We start from the raw sequence: 18453 nt of genomic DNA on the forward strand, positions 1-18453 counted from the left end.
CATGATATTCGGACATATTGCACAGCCAAATCCATGTCGCCTGCCGCTGGCGATAGAAAAGGCGCTAAATTTTCTGCGTACCACGGATTTCACCACCCTGGCGCCGGGCGTGATCGAAATTGAAGGCCGCAACATTTTTGCCCAGGTTCTCGACCTCACCACAAAGGAACAACACGAGAACCGCCCTGAAGTACATCGCCGCTATCTGGATATCCAGTTTCTGGCCTGGGGCGAAGAAAAAATCGGTATTGCTATTGATACCGGGAATAACAAAATCAGCGAATCATTGCTGGAGCAACGGGATATTATTTTTTATCACGACAGCGAACATGAGTCATTTATAGAAATGATACCTGGCAGTTACGCCATATTTTTCCCGCAGGATGTTCACCGTCCTGCCTGTATTAAAAACAAGGGATCCGCAATTCGTAAAATTGTGGTGAAAGTGGCCATCAGCGAATTAGATTAATTTTCTGATAAATACAGGAATGCGAAATGACCAACACCGGTTTTATTATTGGTGCGTACCCCTGCGCACCCTCATTTCACCAGAAAGGGGAGCAGGAAGAACACGCCTTCTGGCGGGAACTTTCCGACACGCCAAATATTCGCGGGCTGGAACAACCTTGCCTTGAAAATCTCCATCCGTTTGGTGATGAATGGCTGTTTCGTCATACGCCGGGCGACTGGCAGATCGTTGTCACAGCCGTTATGGAAACCATGCGCCGCCGCGGCAGCAACGGCGCGTTTGGCCTGGCGTCCGCGGACGAAGAACAGCGCAAAGCGTGTATTGAATATTACCGCCATCTGCATCAAAAGATTGATGCCGTTAATACCCGCTTTCCCGGGAAAGTGATCGCTCTGGAAATGCAGGCCGCACCGCAGGCGGGTAATGATTCTGTCGAGCAAGCGACAGAAGCATTCTCCCGCTCAGTACGGGAAATCGCGAGCTGGGACTGGGGCTGCGATCTGGTGCTGGAACACTGTGATGCGATGAATGGCCCGGCGCCGCGTAAAGGGTTCTTGCCCTTAGAGCAGGTGCTGGAGGTAGTGAAAGAGACCGATATCAGCGTCTGTATCAACTGGGCACGTTCGGCCATCGAAGGTCGCAACACCGCCCTTCCGCTGGAACATGTTCAGGCGGCACTCGCTGCCGGGAAGCTGGGGGCGCTGATGTTTTCGGGCACGACCCCTCACGGTGAGTATGGAGAATGGCAGGATCTGCATGCGCCGTTTTCTTCGTTCTGCGCCGACAGTCTCATGTCCACTGAACATGTAAAAACGCTGTTTACTGCGGCGAGCGCCGCAACATTGAAATTCTCCGGTATTAAATTACTGGAAATAAATGCTAATGCTGACGTCAGCCATCGCATCGCTATTTTGCGCGACGGCATTAGCGCTATGAATAAAGCGTCACAATAAAAATAAAGAATACATTTTCCGGTTACCTTCACTGAGATATTAACTATGAATATTTCTTCTAATGCTCTACACGCGGACATTCCGCGCCAGCGCTGGCTAAGGATCATTCCCCCTATTCTTATCGCCTGCATTATTTCCTATATGGACCGCGTAAATATAGCTTTTGCGATGCCCGGCGGTATGGATGAAGAGCTGGGCATTTCCGCCACGATGGCGGGCCTGGCGGGGGGGATCTTTTTTATCGGCTATTTGTTCCTGCAAGTTCCCGGCGGCAAAATTGCCGTGCACGGCAGCGGTAAGAAGTTTATCGGCTGGTCGCTGGTTGCCTGGGCGGTGATCTCGGTTCTGACCGGGCTTGTGACCAACCAGTATCAGCTGCTGGTGCTGCGCTTCTTACTCGGCGTGGCGGAAGGTGGGATGCTGCCCGTTGTGCTCACGATGATCAGTAACTGGTTCCCGGATGCCGAGCGCGGCCGCGCCAACGCGATTGTGATCATGTTCGTGCCCATCGCCGGGATCATCACCGCCCCGCTGTCGGGCTGGATTATTACCGCTCTCGACTGGCGCTGGCTGTTCATTATTGAAGGTCTGATGTCCGTTGTTGTGCTGGTGCTGTGGGCGTTCACCGTCTACGACCGGCCGCAGGAAGCACGCTGGATCTCTGAGGCCGAGAAAAACTACCTGGTACAAACCCTGGCGGCAGAGCAGCAGGCCATTGCGGGTAAAGAGGTGAAAAACGCCTCGCTCAGCGCGGTGCTGTCTGACAAAACCATGTGGCAACTGATCGCCCTCAACTTCTTCTACCAGACCGGCATTTACGGTTACACCCTCTGGCTGCCCACCATTCTGAAGGAGCTGACGCACACCAGCATCGGCCAGGTGGGAATGCTCGCCATTCTGCCTTACATCGGCGCCATTGCCGGCATGTTCCTGTTCTCTACGCTCTCTGACCGCACCGGCAAGCGCAAGCTGTTTGTCTCCCTGCCATTGATTGGCTTTGCGCTCTGCATGTTCCTCTCCGTGGCGCTGAAAGAGCACACCTGGCTGGCCTATGCCGCGCTGGTGGGCTGTGGCTTCTTCCTGCAATCCGCAGCGGGGGTGTTCTGGACCATCCCGGCGCGTCTGTTCAGCGCTGAGATGGCGGGTGGCGCTCGCGGCGTGATTAATGCCCTGGGCAACCTCGGCGGGTTCTGCGGTCCTTATGCGGTAGGCGTACTGATCACCCTGTACAGCAAAGACGCAGGCGTTTACTGCCTGGCAGTTTCGCTGGCGCTGGCATCGCTGCTGGCCCTGCTGTTACCGGCGAAATGCGATGCCGGAGCAGAGCCTAATCCCACGGTAACTCCACATAAACGTGCGGTCTGAGGCCCTCATCTGACCCACTAAACCAAACCGTAGGCCGGGTAAGCGAAGCGCCACCCGGCAATTAAGCGAGAAGAAGATGAGTGAAAAAGAGCCCTTCTGGCTGGGTATCGATTGTGGCGGTACTTATCTGAAAGCCGGTTTATACAACAGCCAGGGCAAAGAAGTCTGTATTGAACGCCGCTCAGTGGCCACGCTCAGCCCCCGCGCCGGCTACGCCGAGCGGGATATGCACCAGCTCTGGCAGCACTGCCACAAAACCGTCGCCCTGCTGCTCAAAAATTCAGGCGCTGACGGCGGTCAGATCAAAGGCGTTGGCATTTCAGCACAGGGCAAGGGGCTGTTTCTGCTCGATAAACAGGATCGCCCCCTGGGTAACGCCATACTCTCCTCCGATCGCCGTGCGCTGGAGATCGTGCAACGCTGGCAGCAGGACGGTATACCCGAAAAGCTCTATCCGCATACTCGCCAGACGCTGTGGACGGGGCATCCGGCCTCACTCCTGCGCTGGGTTAAAGAGAACGAGCCGCAGCGGTATCAGCAAATCGGCAGCGTGATGATGGCGCACGATTACCTGCGCTGGTGTCTGACCGGAGTCAAAGGCTGCGAAGAGAGCAACATCTCGGAATCCAATCTCTACAACATGAATACCGGGCAGTACGATCCGCAGCTCACGCGCTGGCTCGGCATCAGCGACATTGACGGTGCCCTGCCGCCTATTATCGGTTCAGCAGAAATTTGCGGGGAAATCACCGCTCAGGCAGCCGCACTGACCGGTCTCACGGCGGGTACTCCCGTCGTTGGTGGACTGTTTGATGTGGTTTCCACCGCGATCTGCGCCGGGCTGCATGACGAACATACGCTGAATGCCGTAATGGGGACCTGGGCCGTAACCAGTGGGATTGCCCACGGCATCCGCGACAACGAGCCTTTCCCCTACGTCTATGGCCGCTACGTCCATCCGCAGCAGTTCATCGTTCATGAAGCCAGCCCCACGTCGTCCGGCAACCTGGAATGGCTGACGGCCCAATGGGGCGATATGTCATTCGATGAGATTAACCACGCCGTGGCCAGCCTGCCAAAAGCTGAAAGCGATGTGTTCTTCCTGCCTTTCCTCTACGGCAGCAACGCCGGGCTGGAGATGACCAGCGGCTTCTATGGCTTGCAGGCGCTGCATACCCGCGCGCACCTCCTCCAGGCGGTTTATGAAGGGGTGGTATTCAGCCACATGACCCACCTCAACCGTATGCTCGAACGCTTTCCCCACGTGCAGGCCTTGCGTGTGACGGGCGGCCCAACCCATTCGGACGTGTGGATGCAGATGCTCGCAGACGTCAGCGGCCTGGCGATTGAACTCCCGCAGGTGGAAGAGACCGGCTGTTCCGGTGCGGCGCTGGCCGCGCTCGTCGGTACAGGCCTTTATCCCGATTTTTACGCCGCTCAGCGCGCCCTCAGGCATGACATCCGGATGATTGAACCTGACATGCGTGCCCATGCCGCCTACCAGCGCAAATATCACCGTTACCAGCTACTGATTTCAGCATTACAGGGCTATCACGCCCGTGTTAAGGAGTACGACCTATGAGCCGACCATTATTGCAGCTGGCGCTCGACCACACTTCGCTTCAGGCCGCACAGCGCGATGTCGCGACGCTTTCCGATCACGTCGACATCGTCGAAGCCGGCACCATCCTGTGCCTGACCGAAGGGCTAAACGCCGTTCGCGCCCTGCGCGCGCAGTGTCCGGATAAAATTATCGTGGCGGACTGGAAAGTCGCCGATGCCGGAGAAACGCTGGCTGAGCAGGCGTTTGGCGCAGGCGCAAACTGGATGACCATCATCTGTGCCGCCCCGCTGGCCACCGTTGAACGTGGCCACGAGGTCGCACTGCGCGGCGGCGGCGAGATCCAGATGGAGCTGTTTGGCAACTGGACGCTGGACGACGCGCGCGCGTGGCACCGCATCGGGGTGAAGCAGGCGATTTACCACCGCGGGCGCGACGCACAGGCCAGCGGCCAGCAGTGGGGCGAGGCGGATCTCAGCAAAATGAAGGCGCTGTCCGATATCGGTTTGCAGCTTTCTATAACTGGCGGTATCACCCCTGCTGACCTGTCGCTGTTTAAGCAGATCAACGTCAAAGCCTTCATTGCCGGGCGCGCGTTGGCAGGCGCCGATAATCCGCCGCAGGTGGCACAGGCATTCCATTCGCAAATCCGCGACATCTGGGGAGAGTAACCATGCGTCAGCATCCGTTAGGCATTTACGAAAAAGCGCTGCCAAAAGAGCTCTCCTGGCCGGAGCGCCTGGTTCTGGCAAAAAGCTGCGGCTTCGATTTTGTGGAGATGTCGGTGGATGAGACCGACGAGCGTTTATCGCGCCTTGAATGGAGTACCACGCAGCGCGCCTCTCTTGTGGAAGCGATGCTGGAGACCGGCGTGGCCATCCCGTCGATGTGCTTGTCTGCCCATCGTCGCTTCCCGTTTGGCAGCCGCGATGAAATCGTGCGCGAACGCGCCCGCGAGATCATGACCAAAGCCATCCGGCTGGCCCGTGATTTGGGTATTCGCACCATCCAGCTTGCGGGTTATGACGTGTACTACGAGGAGCACGACGAGGGCACGCAACAGCGCTTTGCCGAAGGGCTGGCGTGGGCCGTAGAGCAGGCTGCCGCCGCGCAGGTAATGCTGGCGGTAGAGATCATGGACACTGCGTTTATGAACTCCATCAGCAAGTGGAAAAAGTGGGACGACATGCTCGCCTCGCCGTGGTTCAGCGTTTACCCGGACGTCGGCAACCTGAGCGCGTGGGGCAACGACGTCACCGCCGAGCTGACGCTGGGCATTGACCGCATCGCCGCTATCCACCTGAAAGACACCCGGCCCGTGACCGAGCAAAGCCCCGGACAGTTCCGCGATGTGCCCTTTGGCGAGGGCTGCGTCGATTTCGTTGGCGTGTTTAACACGCTGAATCAACTTAATTATCGCGGCGCATTTCTGATTGAAATGTGGACCGAGAAAGCCAAAGAGCCGGTGCTGGAGATCATCCAGGCGCGCCGCTGGATTGAAGCCCGAATGCAGGAAGGAGGCATGACATGTTAGAACAACTCAAAGCCGAGGTGCTGGCGGCAAATCTCGCCCTGCCCGCCCACCAGCTGGTGACGTTCACCTGGGGCAACGTCAGCGCGGTTGACCGTGACAGCGGCATGATGGTGATCAAACCATCCGGCGTGGAGTACGACGTGATGACCGCAGAAGATATGGTGGTGGTAAATATCGCCACGGGTAAAGTGGTCGAGGGGAGTAAAAAGCCCTCCTCCGACACCCCGACCCATCTCGCGCTGTATCGTCGTTACCCGGAAATTGGCGGCATTGTGCATACCCATTCCCGCCACGCCACCATCTGGTCGCAGGCGGGGCAGGATTTACCCGCGTGGGGAACGACGCACGCGGACTATTTCTACGGTGCGATCCCCTGCACGCGGCTGATGACCCCGGCTGAAATCGCGGGTGAATATGAATACCAGACGGGGGAAGCCATTATCAAAACCTTCGAGGAGCGCGACATAAGCCCGATGCAGGTCCCGGCGGTGCTGGTTCATTCTCACGGCCCGTTTGCCTGGGGCAAAGACGCTGCCGATGCGGTACACAATGCCGTGGTGCTGGAAGAGTGCGCCTATATGGGGCTTTTCTCGCGCCAGCTTGCACCTCAGCTTCCGGTTATGCAGCAGGAATTGCTGGATAAGCATTACCTGCGCAAGCATGGCGCAAATGCCTATTACGGCCAGTGATCATCCGGAATTAATATGCTCTTTACAGTACCGCCGTTTCCAGACGGCGGGCGTTAACCCGGTATGTTTTGAGAATATTTGCCGGAAATAACCCACGTCATTAAAACCGCACCGGGCGGCCACTTCAGTTAATGAGGCCGCATCGTTCAGCAGCAGTTTTTCAGCGGCCCTGACGCGCTGGCGGTGAATTGCCTCCGTCAGGGTTAAATGAAACGTCCGACGAAATACTCGCCCCAGGTAATCTGCGTTGCAGTGCAGCTCTTTTGCCAGCTGCGAAGTGGACAGGGGCAAATGAAAGTGCGTGCGGATAAGCTGCTTGGCCTTCCACGCCATTGCTGCGCCCGCATCATCCGCTTTATCTTCATATCCCGGCGAGAGCGATATCTGCTGCAAAATTAACAGCAAAATTATCTCCAGCGCCTGGCTACGCTGTAATTTTTCCTGCTCGCTTAAAAACTGACGGAATAACGCAATAACATATTGCGGATCCCGCACGCTACAGTGTTGCTCAATCGACAGCGGCGTCGCGCCTGGCAACACCGGCAAGCGTTCATCCACCTCAAAATGCAGCCAGTAAAATTTGAGATCGCCCGGAAAATCTTCCACGCCGACATGCCGCCGCTTCGGCCAAAGTAACAAACTCTCGCCAGCGTTTACCTCAAACAGCGTATTTTCCTCCTGGATCGTTAATGTCCCTTTTTCGACAAAAATTATCTCCCACGAAGATAATTTTCGTGCGGGATGACGGCCCACGCCCCGGGAGATAAATAACCCGCCATTTTGAACTCTAATCGGAAGTGCTATGGATAATTCAAGCATGGATATTCATTTTTCCGCTTTTTTGGTGGCTAATATTGTCTTTATCCCTTGATTATTAATAAATATCAGCAGAACAGCTCGATCAAACTCACAGTTTTACCATCAGGTCGGAATCGTCACCTTTTTATACTTTTCCCTTCCCTTGTTGGTCTGCCCGTTGAATGCAGAATAAATGGGGTACCTTGCACAAATACGATAAAAAATCGTTTATCGAGGAGTTACCCCATGACTTCCACACCGATTACAGACGCAGAAGTTGCAAAACAGGCAGCCGATGACCGGCTGTCAGTCCGCGAGAAAATTGGCTACGGCCTGGGCGACGCGGGCGGCACGGTAATTACCTGCCTGATCATGAACTTTCTGACCTTTTTCTATACCGATGTATTTGGCCTGACGCCCGCGCTGGTGGGCACGCTGTTTATTGCCCTTCGGGTATTTGACGCGATTTCCGATCCGGTGATGGGCGTGATTGCCGACCGCACGCAGAGCCGCTGGGGGCGTTTTCGTCCCTGGCAGCTGTGGGTCGCGCTTCCCATCGGGATCGTCGGCGTGCTGACCTTCACCGTCCCGGACGCCAGCATGGGCGTGAAAATCGCCTGGGCGTTCGGCACCTATCTGTTGCTTTCAGTGGGCTATACCGCCATCAACGTGCCATATTGCGCGCTGATCAACACCATGACCACCCGCCACAACGAGGTTATATCCTGCCAGTCCTGGCGCTTCGTACTGTGCGGCGTGGCGGGCTTTCTGGTCTCCGTTGGCCTGCCGTGGCTGGTGTCAGAGCTGGGACAGGGCAATACCGCCCGGGGTTATCAGCTGGGCGTCGGCGTGCTGTGCACCATCGCCGTGGTGATGTTCCTGTGCTGCTTCTTCTGGGTGCGCGAGCGCGTCCCGCTTGCGCTGATGGGTAAATTCACCCTGCGCGAGCACCTGGCGGGCCTGCGGAAAAACGATCAGCTGCTGCTGATGCTGGTGATGTCGTTTCTGCTGATCAACGTCTTCAACATTCGCGGCGGCGGATACATGTACTTCATCACCTACGTGCTTCAGGGCAGCACGGCGTACACCTCGCTGTTTTTCACCATGGTGACCTTTGCCGCTATTCTGGGCGCGGTGATCGTCAGTCCGCTGTCGCGGCGGATTGATACCGTCAAACTCTACTACTACACCAACCTGATACTCGCTGCGCTTGCGGTGGGAATGTGGTTCCTGCCGGGTGGCCCGGCGCACCAGACGCTCTGGCTGATCGTGATTTTAAGTAACGGCGTGATCCTGGGCTTCACCCTGCCGCTGCACTTCTCGCTGATGGCCTTTGCCGATGACTACGGCGAATGGAAAACCGGCGTGCGCTCATCGGGGATGAACTTCGCCTTCAATCTGTTTTTCATCAAGCTCGCGTGGGCATCCAGCGCTGGGATCATCAGCCTGGTGTTTATTGCCGTGGCCTATCAGCCAGGCGCAGGTAACCAGACACCCGCCTCATTGCAGGGCATCACCGCCATGGAGACGCTGCTTCCTGCCCTTTTCCACCTGCTGCTGGCGGTCGCTATCCGCTGGTGCAGGCTTAACAATCCCGTGATGTCGCGCATTGCCACCGATTTGCGCCAGCGTCATGTACAGTCCTGAGGAGAACGATATGACCATAATGGAAGCCGACCTGCATCAGCTGAAAATCAACGACCCGTTTCTTGGTCAGTACCAACGGCTAGTCCGCGATGTGGTGATCCCCTACCAGTGGGATGCGCTTAACGATCGCGTGGCGGAGGCCGAACCCAGCCACGCCATCGCCAACTTCCGCATTGCGGCCGGTCTGGAACAGGGGGAGTTCTACGGGATGGTCTTTCAGGACAGCGACGTGGCGAAATGGCTCGAAGCCGTGGCGTGGTCGCTGTGCCAGAAGCCGGATGCTGAACTGGAAAAAACCGCCGACGAGGTGATCGAGCTGGTCGCAGCGGCGCAGTGCGAAGATGGCTATCTCAATACCTATTTCACGGTGAAAGCACCGGCCGAGCGCTGGACCAATCTGGCCGAATGCCACGAACTGTACTGCGCCGGACATATGATTGAAGCGGGCGTGGCGTATTTCCAGGGAACCGGAAAACGCCGCCTGCTGGACGTGGTGTGCAGGCTGGCGGATCATATCGACAGCGTGTTTGGCCCGGGCGAAAACCAGCTGCACGGTTACCCTGGCCACCCGGAAATCGAGCTGGCGCTGATGCGGCTGTACGACGTCACGCAGGAGCAACGCTATCTCAATCTGGTGAAATACTTTATTGAGGAACGCGGCGCGCAGCCTCACTTCTACGATATCGAATACGAGAAGCGCGGCAGAACGTCATACTGGAACACCTATGGCCCGGCGTGGATGGTCAAGGACAAAGCCTACAGCCAGGCGCATCTGCCCCTTGCGGAACAACAAACGGCCATCGGCCACGCCGTGCGTTTTGTCTATCTGATGGCGGGCATGGCACATCTGGCGCGCCTGAGCAGCGACGAGGGGAAACGTCAGGATTGCCTGCGGCTGTGGAACAACATGGCACAGCGCCAGCTGTACATCACCGGCGGGATTGGCTCCCAAAGCAGCGGCGAGGCGTTCAGCAGCGATTACGATCTGCCCAACGATACGGTCTACGCCGAAAGCTGCGCCTCCATCGGCCTGATGATGTTTGCCCGCCGGATGCTGGAGATGGAGGCGGACGGCCACTACGCCGACGTGATGGAGCGCGCGCTGTACAACACGGTGCTGGGCGGCATGGCGCTGGACGGTAAGCATTTCTTTTATGTGAATCCGCTGGAAGTGCACCCGAAAACCCTGGCCTTTAACCATATCTATGACCACGTCAAACCGGTGCGCCAGCGCTGGTTCGGCTGCGCCTGTTGCCCGCCGAATATTGCGCGCGTGCTGACCTCGCTGGGGCACTACATTTATACCGTTCGCCCGGACGCGCTGTTGATCAACCTGTACGTGGGGAACGACGTCGCCATTCCGGTTGGGGATAACATCCTCCAGCTGCGGATTAGCGGGAACTATCCGTGGCATGAGCAGGTGAAAATCGAGATTACCTCACCAGTTCCGGTGACTCACACGCTGGCCCTGAGGCTGCCGGACTGGTGTGCGGAACCGGCTGTTTCGCTCAATGGTCAGGCCATTACAGGCGAGGTCTCCCGTGGATACTTATACCTCAACCGAAGCTGGCAGGAAGGCGACACGCTGACGCTGACGTTACCGATGCCGGTCCGCCGCGTGTACGGCAACCCGCAGGTGCGCCAGCAGGCGGGGAAAGTCGCATTGCAGCGTGGACCGCTGGTTTACTGCCTGGAAGAAGCCGATAACGGCGCAAATCTGCATAACCTTTCTTTGCCCCAGGACAGCGCGTTTCGGGTTTTCGAAGGCAAAGGCATTTTCGCGCACAAGATGCTGATACAGGCGGAAGGGATCGGGTGTCAGGCGAAGGGCACTGATGCCCTGTGGCAGTACGACCACTCGCCGGTAGAACGTCAGCCCCGGACGCTGACCTTTATTCCGTGGTTCAGCTGGGCAAACCGGGGAGAAGGGGAAATGCGGATATGGGTGGATGAAAGCTGAATAACTGCGGCCTGTTGCCCTCACCCCAGCCCTCTCCCACGGGAGAGGGTGAATGCTACGGCAGTACGCGACGTGCTGCCTCGGCCAGGAATGCGCTTCGATTGCCGAATTGAGGATGCTCGCTGACAAAGGAGTCAATCTTCACCAGCAAACGTCGAGGCATCGTGATGTTTATGCGTTCGGCTCTGCCGTCGAATTGCTTCATATTAATATCCACCAGCAACCATTGCCCGCCTGTGAAGTCGTCAGGATGATTTTCAAGGTGCACTTCGACATTACCCGGAAGTGGCAATGCTTCATCCATTTCAAACAGCGCTTCGAGGTGCGCCGTGAGCGCATCACGTGCATCCTGAAAAGCATCATCAAGTGAATCCCCCGCAAAAAAACATCCCGGAACGTCAGGGAAGAAACCGCTGGCGCTACCGTCGGAATCAGAATGAATGTAAGCCGGATAAAACATAACTTCTCCTGATATCAGTGTTTAATGCCCGCCTGTCGCCAGATCTGTGCGAGAGTGCCCGGTTTAATGTCCTTTTTAGGATGCGGAACGGTTACCAACCCTTTTTGCACTGGATGGCGAAACTGATGATGGCTTCCCTTCGTTCTTACACATTTCCAGCCATGGCTAACCAGAACAGCAATGATATCCGCACTTTTCACATCCCAACCCTTCCCTGATTATACACATGATACACACCACCACTACTGGATTGAATGACATTAGCGCATTAAAAAAGGCAGTGCAGCCAGGCTTTGTCGAAACAGGAAGAGGCGTCGAGAAAAGAAGAAGGAGGCATGTCATGTTGCAGATAAAAATGCGGACACTCTCGTAGGCCGGGTAAGGCGAAGCCGCCACCCGGCTTTAACCCGGCTCAGGTCACCCTACCCGGGACGACCTGAGCCCGGAGATTAAAACAGCCCCAGCGGTTTATCGGAGTAGCTGACCAACAGACATTTCGTTTGCTGGTAGTGCTCCAGCATCATCTTATGGGTTTCACGCCCGATGCCCGACTGCTTGTAGCCGCCAAACGCCGCATGAGCCGGATAGGCGTGATAGCAGTTTGTCCATACGCGTCCGGCCTGAATGCCGCGGCCCATTTTATAGGCCAGATTACCGTTACGACTCCAGACGCCCGCCCCCAGGCCATACTGCGTGTCGTTGGCGAGCTCCAGCGCCTCGTCCATGGTTTTAAACGTGGTGACGGCCAGCACCGGTCCAAAAATTTCCTCCTGGAAAACGCGCATGTTGTTCTTACCGAACAGGATGGTCGGCTCAAGGTAGTAACCCTCCTGCAAATCGCCGCCCAGCACCTTACGACGACCGCCGGTCAACACATCGGCCCCCTCTTTTTTGCCGATATCAATATAGTTGAGGATGGTTTCCAGCTGGCCATGCGATACCTGCGCTCCCATCTGGGTGACGTTATCCAGCGGATTACCGCTGCGAATCGACTCCACGCGCCGGATCGCCCGCTCCATAAAGCGCTCATAAATGGATTCCTGCACCAGCGCGCGGCTCGGACAGGTGCAGACTTCACCCTGGTTGAACGCGAACAGCGCAAACCCTTCCAGCGCTTTGTCGAAGAAGGCGTCCTCTTCATCCATCACGTCGGCAAAGAAGATGTTCGGCGATTTCCCGCCCAGCTCCAGGGTGACCGGAATGATGTTCTGGGTCGCGTACTGCATGATCTGCTGACCCACTTCCGTTGAGCCGGTAAACGCCACTTTAGCAATACGCTTTGAAGTAGCCAGATATTCGCCGATCTCTCCCCCGGCCCCGTTGACCACGTTAATGACCCCCGGCGGCAACAGGTCGCCAATCACCTCCATCAGCAGCAGTACCGAAAGCGGCGTTAAGCGTGCAGGTTTCAGCACAACGCAGTTACCCGCCGCCAGCGCGGGCGCCATTTTCCAGCTCGCCATCAGCAGCGGGAAGTTCCACGGAATAATTTGCCCCACCACGCCGAGCGGCTCGTGGAAGTGATACGCCACGGTATCTTTGTCAACTTCACTTATTCCCCCCTCCTGGGCACGAATGCAGGACGCAAAATAGCGGAAATGGTCGATCGCCAGCGGCACGTCCGCCGCCATGGTTTCCCGGATCGGCTTGCCGTTGTCCCACGTTTCCGCCGTTGCCAGCAGCTCCAGATTCTGCTCCATCCGATCGGCGATTTTGAACAAAATGGCCGCTCTGTCCTGAACGGACGTTTGCCCCCACTTATCTTTCGCCTTATGCGCCGCATCCAGCGCTAAATCGATATCCCGCTTGCCCGAACTGGCAATTTCACACAGCGGCTGGCCGGTAACGGGCGTCAGGTTGGAATAGTATTCACCGTCGACGGGCGCCACCCAGTCGCCGCCGATAAAGTTGTCATAGCGGGGCTTCAGCTTAAGAGGAAAACCATACTCGCCTGGCTGGATACGCGATGAGGGAGGATTGTTTGTCATGACCGTCTCCTTGCAGTAGGTGTACAACAAGGGTAGTTCCGGCTGGTGATTTTCTCGCCAGTCGGTAACGGGTTTACGAGCCGTATCACGGATTACCGTACTTTACGTTTCGTTTCTGCCGCCGGAGCCATACTTAATAGCTCAGGGGCTCATGAGGAACGATGCAATGCAGCTATTTATCGGCTTTGACGTGGGCGGAACCCACATCAAACACGGCGTGATCAACGAAAACGGCGAAGAACTGACATCCGATGAATATGATACGCCTGACGATGAAAGCACCTTCAAACAGAAGTGGAAAACGGTGGTGGATAAGTACCGCCAGGAGCATGAGATCGTCGGCATCGGCGTGAGTTTTCCGGGCCACATCAATCACCATACCGGCGAAGCGGCCAAGGCCGGGGCGCTGGATTACCTTGACGGTGAAAACCTGTGCGAGTTTTTCGCACAGCTGACCGATCTTCCCGTAACAACCGAAAATGACGCCAACTGCGCGGCGCTGGGCGAACGCTGGCAGGGCGCCGGTAAGGACTATGAGCATTTTGTCTGCATCACCATCGGCACCGGCATCGGCGGCGGTATCGTCATGGAGGGCGATCTCTACCGTGGGTCGCACTACCGGGCGGGTGAGTTTGGCGTGCTGCCCGTTGGCAACAACGGCGAGCCGATGCACGAAGTGGCGTCCGCCAGCGGCCTGATGAAAGCCTGCCGCCGCGCGCTGGCCGTGTCGGAAGATGAGATGCCTGATGGTGAGGAGCTGTTTAGACGCATGGACAGCGACGTGCATCTGCGTGAGGCCATAGAAGAGTGGGCGCATTTCCTCTCGCGGGGCATCTACAGCGTGATCTCCATGTTTGATCCGCAGGCGGTGCTGATTGGCGGCGGCATTAGCGAGCAGGAGAAAATCTATCTCCTGCTGGATAAATACCTACAGCGATTCGAGGAGTGGGAAGCGCTCCGGGTGCCCATCCTTCCCTGCGAGCTGGGTAACCAGGCGGGAAGGCTGGGCGCGGTCTGGCTGGCTAAGCAGAAGCAGGCGCGCAGCGCTTAACGCTTAGGGAAATAACTGCGCGTCGCGTAGCACATGGTCATTGCCACGACGACGCGTAAACCCGATGCGGTTGAAATACTCCAGGATCTGAATCGCCAGTTTGCGTCCCACGTTCAGCCGATCGCGGAAGTCTGCGGCGCAGGTTGATCCGCGCGCCTGATCCAGCTCCCGGATCAGGTTCGCAAACGCCACGATCCGATCGTTGCGGTAATAACGATCTTTCACGATCGCCACAATCATCCCCTGCTGCGCCGCATGGCGCAGTACCTGACGCATCAGCTGCTCATCGGTATTGGTTTCACGCGCCAGATCGCGCACCCACCACGGTTCATCGCCAAACAGCGCCGCCACTTTTTGCCAGACCGCGTCCTGCTCAGCGGTAAAACCGGCCTTGTGCTCCGGCAGGTGCAGCCAGCCGTGATGACTTGCAATCACGCCGCTTTCACGCATGTTTTCAATCAGCAACAGCACCAGCGCGTCGTCTTCCATGGGCAACGCCATGCGCCGCAGACGTTCACGGCCCGGGCCGGGCTCATCCTGATGCTGTTCATGGTAGGTCGCCAGCGTGCTCAGCACTTTGCGCTGCCAGCGCGCCGCCACCGGCGCGTTCAGCAGGCTGTTGCCGGCCTGAATAAAACCTGGCTCCTGCGTCAGAAGACGCAATCCTTCGCCGCTGAGCTGGCGCGCCCAGGCGAACGCCGCCAGATCCACCGCACCACGCTCAAGGTGGATATCTAACGCAGACTTATCATCGCGGGCCTGGGCCAGTGCGGCCAGCCACTGTAAATACTCGGGCTTACGCTTGCCGCGACGGGGCGGATCCAGCATGACCACGCGCGCGCCCGCCAGCGTTTCCCGCGCCGAAATATCGCGCAGAACCAGACGGTCGTTATCCGCCAGCCAGAGCGGGGAGTCGAACACCAGTTCGGCGAGATCGTTTTCCAGCAGCGACACGCGTCCGGTGATGTGGCTGGCCGCGTGGTGGATATGCAGCGGCTGCCACTGGGTCAGCGGCGTGTGGGTCTGGAGTGAAACGATGATCCGTTCAGAAGGCTCCGGCGGCGCGTCGGCCAGCAGCCAGTCGCCGCGGTTAAGCTGGTCTTTTTCGGCATCACCGACAATATTCAGGGCGATACGCTGCCCGGCATGGGCCTGTTCCACCGGCTGGTTTTGCGCGTGAAGCCCGCGCACGCGCATCGGTTTGTTCACGCCCGTCAGCCACAGGGTGTCGCCCACGTTCACTTCGCCGCTCAGCGCGGTACCGGTCACCACCAGCCCAGCCCCTTTCACGGTAAACGCCCTGTCGATCGCCAGACGGAAGCGGTGATGGCTGGCCTGTTTACGAGACGGGATCTGCTGCAAATGGTCACGAAGAGCGTCGATACCGCGGCCTTCTGTCGCCACTGTGACAAACAGTGCGGCATCCTTAAAACCGTATTCACTCAGCGCCGTCAGCACCTCTTCACGCACCTCGTCGATACGCGCCTCATCCACACGGTCCGCTTTGGTGAGGGCGACGGTCAACTGCGGGTTTCCCGTCAGCTGGAGGATCGCCAGATGCTCGCGCGTTTGCGCCATCACCCCGTCATCGCACGCGACCACCAGCAGGGCGTGATCGATCCCGCCCACGCCCGCGAGCATATTGGAAAGAAACTTCTCGTGGCCGGGCACGTCGATAAAGCCCAGCACGCGACCGTCGGGCTTCGGCCAGTAGGCGTAACCCAGGTCAATGGTCATGCCGCGCTTTTTCTCTTCCGGCAGGCGATCGGCATTCACGCCCGTAATGGCCTGCAATAACGTGGTTTTGCCGTGGTCAACATGACCGGCGGTGGCAATAATCATTTCAACATCATCTCCAGAAACCGCACTTCATCTTCCAGACAGCGTAAATCCAGCCACATGCGCCCGTCACCGATCCGGCCAATCACCGGCGTCGGTAATGCGCGCCAGCGCGCCGACAGCGCCTCAAGCTGGCTTCCGCGTCCGTCGCGCGGGGTGAACGTCAGCGCTTCGCTCGGTAACCTGTCCACCGGCAGCGAGCCGCTGCCAATTTGCGACAGGCAAGGCTCTATACGAACGTCAAACTCAGGGTAATGAGGAGCAACCTGCGGCAGTAGCGCTTCCGCCTGCGCGCGAATGGAGGCCGCATCACGGCTCAGCAAACGCAACGTGGGCAGGCGGTCAGCCAGTTTCTCCGGGTGGAGATAGAGCCGCAGCGTGGCTTCCAGCGCGGCCAGCGTCATTTTATCGGCACGCAGGGCGCGCTTCAGCGGGTGCTGCTGTAGCTGCGCAATCAGCTCGCGCCTGCCGACGATAATCCCCGCCTGCGGCCCGCCCAGCAATTTATCACCGGAGAAACTGACCAGGCTTACGCCCGCGGCAACCATTTCCTGCACCATGGGCTCTTTCGGCAGACCGTACTGGCGCATATCCACCAGCGACCCGCTGCCGAGATCGGCAATCACCGGCACGTTTAGCTCGCGCCCGATGGCGGCCAGTTCGGCCTCTTCCACCGTTTTGGTGAAACCCTCAATGTGGTAATTGCTGGTATGCACTTTCATCAGCAGGGCGGTGTTTTCATTCACCGCCGCGCGATAATCTTTTGCATGGGTACGGTTAGTTGTGCCCACTTCATGCAGCGTGCAGCCCGCCTGGCGCATGACGTCCGGAATACGAAACGCCCCGCCGATCTCCACCAGCTCGCCGCGAGAGACGACAACCTCTTTTCCGCTCGCGGTGGCCGCCAGCATTAACAGCACCGCCGCCGCGTTGTTATTCACAATGCAGGCATCTTCCGCGCCGGTGATCTGGCAGAGAAGATCCGCCAGTGCGCGATCGCGATGCCCACGCCCGGCGCCGTCCAGATCGTACTCCAGCGTCACCGGCGAGCGCATGGCACGGGTGACGGCCTCTGTTGCCTCTTCGGCCTGCTGTGCCCGGCCCAGATTGGTGTGCAGAACCGTGCCTGTCAGGTTAATAACCGGGCGCAACGCGCTTTGCCCGTGCTTGCTCAGCCTGCGTTCAACTTCCTGCTCCCACGCCACGCACCAGCCGGGTAGCGCGTTCTCAGCCTGAATATGGCGACGCGCATCGTCCTGAAGCTGGCGTAGCATGTCGACCGTTGCAGTATGGCCAAACTGCTCCAGCACCGCAGTGATGCGCGGGTCACGAAGCAGACGATCGGTAGCGGGGATCTGGCTGTAGAGGGAATGATGAGTAGTCATGAATGCGCCTGGCGAGTAAATATCTTCCCCCCTCCCGACGGGAGAGGGAGTTAACATGTGGGGGGATTGTACCGCCTCCCGCCAGGAAGTGTTATAACCCGCATCAAGCCTTTGGTGGTTCAGTCCGGGCAAAACTTTCGCGCTGGAAGAGCGTTTCCGCCAGTTTGACCAGCAGCGGACGATCCACGCACCAGCCCGGCGAGACGCGGCGGAAATTGAGGTAACCAATGGCGCAGGCGATGGCGATCGTCGCCAGATTCAGGCTATCGCTCTGAATTTTCCCGTCGCGGATCAGCTGTTCGCACATATCCAGGCTGCGGCTGATTTTTTCGCGCTGGCGCAGCAGTTCATTTTCTGACTGCTGGGCGGCGGGCCTTGCCTGCTCGCGTACGGACGTCAATGCCGCATCCATAATGCCATCCGCCAGGGCTTCAATTTGCTTCATCGCCAGCGCTGCTTTTGGATCCGCCGGCAGCATGGCTGGCGCAACGCCAAGCAGCTCGATGTACTCCGCAATGATCGGGGAATCAAACCAGTAGTCGCCCTCGTCCGTTACCAGCGCCGGGACTTTCCCCAGCGGGTTGTACTGCGCAACGCCGTTCTCTGCGTTGTAGGGCTGTTCATTCACGAATTCAAATTCAATCCCTTTCTCCAGGAGGAGAATCGAAATCTTACGCACGAAAGGACTGGTATAACTGCCGATGAGTTTCATTGCTTATCCTTAATGCCCATAAAGAGGTCAGTATGGATCAAG

17 protein-coding genes are annotated in these 18453 nt (G+C 57.8%); 10 read left to right on the plus strand and 7 right to left on the minus strand.

The annotated features are described in order from the left end of the window. Position 1 precedes the first annotated feature (1 nt). The 7 genes from RS584_RS22285 to araD all read left to right on the plus strand — a co-directional run bounded on the left by RS584_RS22285 (position 2) and on the right by araD (position 6571). Positions 2 to 469 (plus strand): YhcH/YjgK/YiaL family protein, encoded by a 468-nt coding sequence (locus RS584_RS22285; RefSeq protein WP_015572753.1) that lies wholly within the window; start codon positions 2 to 4, stop codon positions 467 to 469. Positions 470 to 495: 26 nt separating this feature from the next. After that, positions 496 to 1422 (plus strand): DUF4862 family protein, encoded by a 927-nt coding sequence (locus RS584_RS22290; protein WP_196359197.1) that lies wholly within the window; start codon positions 496 to 498, stop codon positions 1420 to 1422. Between the two features lie 45 nt (positions 1423 to 1467). Beyond that, positions 1468 to 2787 carry an MFS transporter gene (locus RS584_RS22295; RefSeq protein ID WP_045334691.1) on the plus strand — a complete coding sequence of 440 codons (1320 nt, stop codon included), beginning with the start codon at positions 1468 to 1470 and terminating at the stop codon, positions 2785 to 2787. Positions 2788 to 2863: 76 nt separating this feature from the next. Continuing rightward, positions 2864 to 4369, plus strand: a complete 1506-nt coding sequence (locus tag RS584_RS22300) for an FGGY-family carbohydrate kinase (protein WP_015572756.1) — start codon at positions 2864 to 2866, stop codon at positions 4367 to 4369. Further along, positions 4366 to 5019, plus strand: a complete 654-nt coding sequence (gene ulaD, locus RS584_RS22305) for a 3-keto-L-gulonate-6-phosphate decarboxylase UlaD (RefSeq protein WP_017693795.1) — start codon at positions 4366 to 4368, stop codon at positions 5017 to 5019. The genes RS584_RS22300 and ulaD overlap by 4 nt, the downstream gene beginning before the upstream one ends. Positions 5020 to 5021: 2 nt before the next feature. Continuing rightward, positions 5022 to 5882 carry an L-ribulose-5-phosphate 3-epimerase gene (locus RS584_RS22310; RefSeq protein ID WP_315748648.1) on the plus strand — a complete coding sequence of 287 codons (861 nt, stop codon included), beginning with the start codon at positions 5022 to 5024 and terminating at the stop codon, positions 5880 to 5882. Then, the gene (araD, locus tag RS584_RS22315) at positions 5876 to 6571 is read left to right on the plus strand and encodes an L-ribulose-5-phosphate 4-epimerase (protein ID WP_315748650.1); all 696 of its coding nucleotides are present in this window, start codon (positions 5876 to 5878) and stop codon (positions 6569 to 6571) included. The genes RS584_RS22310 and araD overlap by 7 nt, the downstream gene beginning before the upstream one ends. On the opposite strand, the gene RS584_RS22320 is transcribed toward araD, so the two are convergent. Then, entirely contained in the window at positions 6572 to 7390 is an 819-nt protein-coding gene (locus RS584_RS22320; RefSeq protein WP_032649828.1) for a helix-turn-helix domain-containing protein, read from the minus strand. Between the two features lie 225 nt (positions 7391 to 7615). Here RS584_RS22320 and RS584_RS22325 point away from each other — a divergent pair, with 225 nt between their 5' ends. Further along, positions 7616 to 9016, plus strand: a complete 1401-nt coding sequence (locus RS584_RS22325; protein ID WP_017693791.1) for an MFS transporter — start codon at positions 7616 to 7618, stop codon at positions 9014 to 9016. A 10-nt stretch (positions 9017 to 9026) separates the two neighbouring features. Next, positions 9027 to 10976 carry a glycoside hydrolase family 127 protein gene (locus RS584_RS22330; protein ID WP_214601405.1) on the plus strand — a complete coding sequence of 650 codons (1950 nt, stop codon included), beginning with the start codon at positions 9027 to 9029 and terminating at the stop codon, positions 10974 to 10976. Between the two features lie 55 nt (positions 10977 to 11031). Here the strand turns inward: RS584_RS22330 and RS584_RS22335 are convergent, their stop codons facing one another. From RS584_RS22335 to aldB, 3 genes are all read right to left on the minus strand, one after another. After that, entirely contained in the window at positions 11032 to 11436 is a 405-nt protein-coding gene (locus RS584_RS22335; RefSeq protein WP_315748652.1) for a type II toxin-antitoxin system HicB family antitoxin, read from the minus strand. Positions 11437 to 11450: 14 nt separating this feature from the next. After that, complete coding sequence (locus RS584_RS22340; RefSeq protein WP_071788668.1) at positions 11451 to 11636, minus strand: type II toxin-antitoxin system HicA family toxin; 186 nt, start codon at positions 11634 to 11636, stop codon at positions 11451 to 11453. 249 nt (positions 11637 to 11885) lie between these two features. Further along, positions 11886 to 13424 carry an aldehyde dehydrogenase AldB gene (gene aldB / locus RS584_RS22345; RefSeq protein WP_006808612.1) on the minus strand — a complete coding sequence of 513 codons (1539 nt, stop codon included), beginning with the start codon at positions 13422 to 13424 and terminating at the stop codon, positions 11886 to 11888. A gap of 166 nt (positions 13425 to 13590) precedes the next feature. Here aldB and RS584_RS22350 point away from each other — a divergent pair, with 166 nt between their 5' ends. Next, positions 13591 to 14475, plus strand: coding sequence for an ROK family protein (locus RS584_RS22350; protein WP_315748653.1), 885 nt, complete (start codon positions 13591 to 13593; stop codon positions 14473 to 14475). Positions 14476 to 14478: 3 nt separating this feature from the next. On the opposite strand, the gene selB is transcribed toward RS584_RS22350, so the two are convergent. The 3 genes from selB to RS584_RS22365 form a co-directional block, all read right to left on the minus strand. Further along, complete coding sequence (gene selB / locus RS584_RS22355) at positions 14479 to 16317, minus strand: selenocysteine-specific translation elongation factor (RefSeq protein ID WP_315748654.1); 1839 nt, start codon at positions 16315 to 16317, stop codon at positions 14479 to 14481. Continuing rightward, positions 16314 to 17699, minus strand: a complete 1386-nt coding sequence (gene selA / locus RS584_RS22360) for an L-seryl-tRNA(Sec) selenium transferase (RefSeq protein ID WP_023304616.1) — start codon at positions 17697 to 17699, stop codon at positions 16314 to 16316. The genes selB and selA overlap by 4 nt, the downstream gene beginning before the upstream one ends. A 103-nt stretch (positions 17700 to 17802) precedes the next feature. Next, a complete protein-coding gene (locus RS584_RS22365; protein WP_015572763.1) occupies positions 17803 to 18411 on the minus strand; it encodes a glutathione S-transferase in 609 nt (202 codons plus the stop codon). Positions 18412 to 18453: the final 42 nt, after the last annotated feature.

Source organism: Enterobacter sp. DTU_2021_1002640_1_SI_PRY_ASU_LCPMC_013, from assembly GCF_032389435.1.
GTDB classification, from domain to species: Bacteria; Pseudomonadota; Gammaproteobacteria; order Enterobacterales; family Enterobacteriaceae; genus Enterobacter; species Enterobacter hormaechei_C.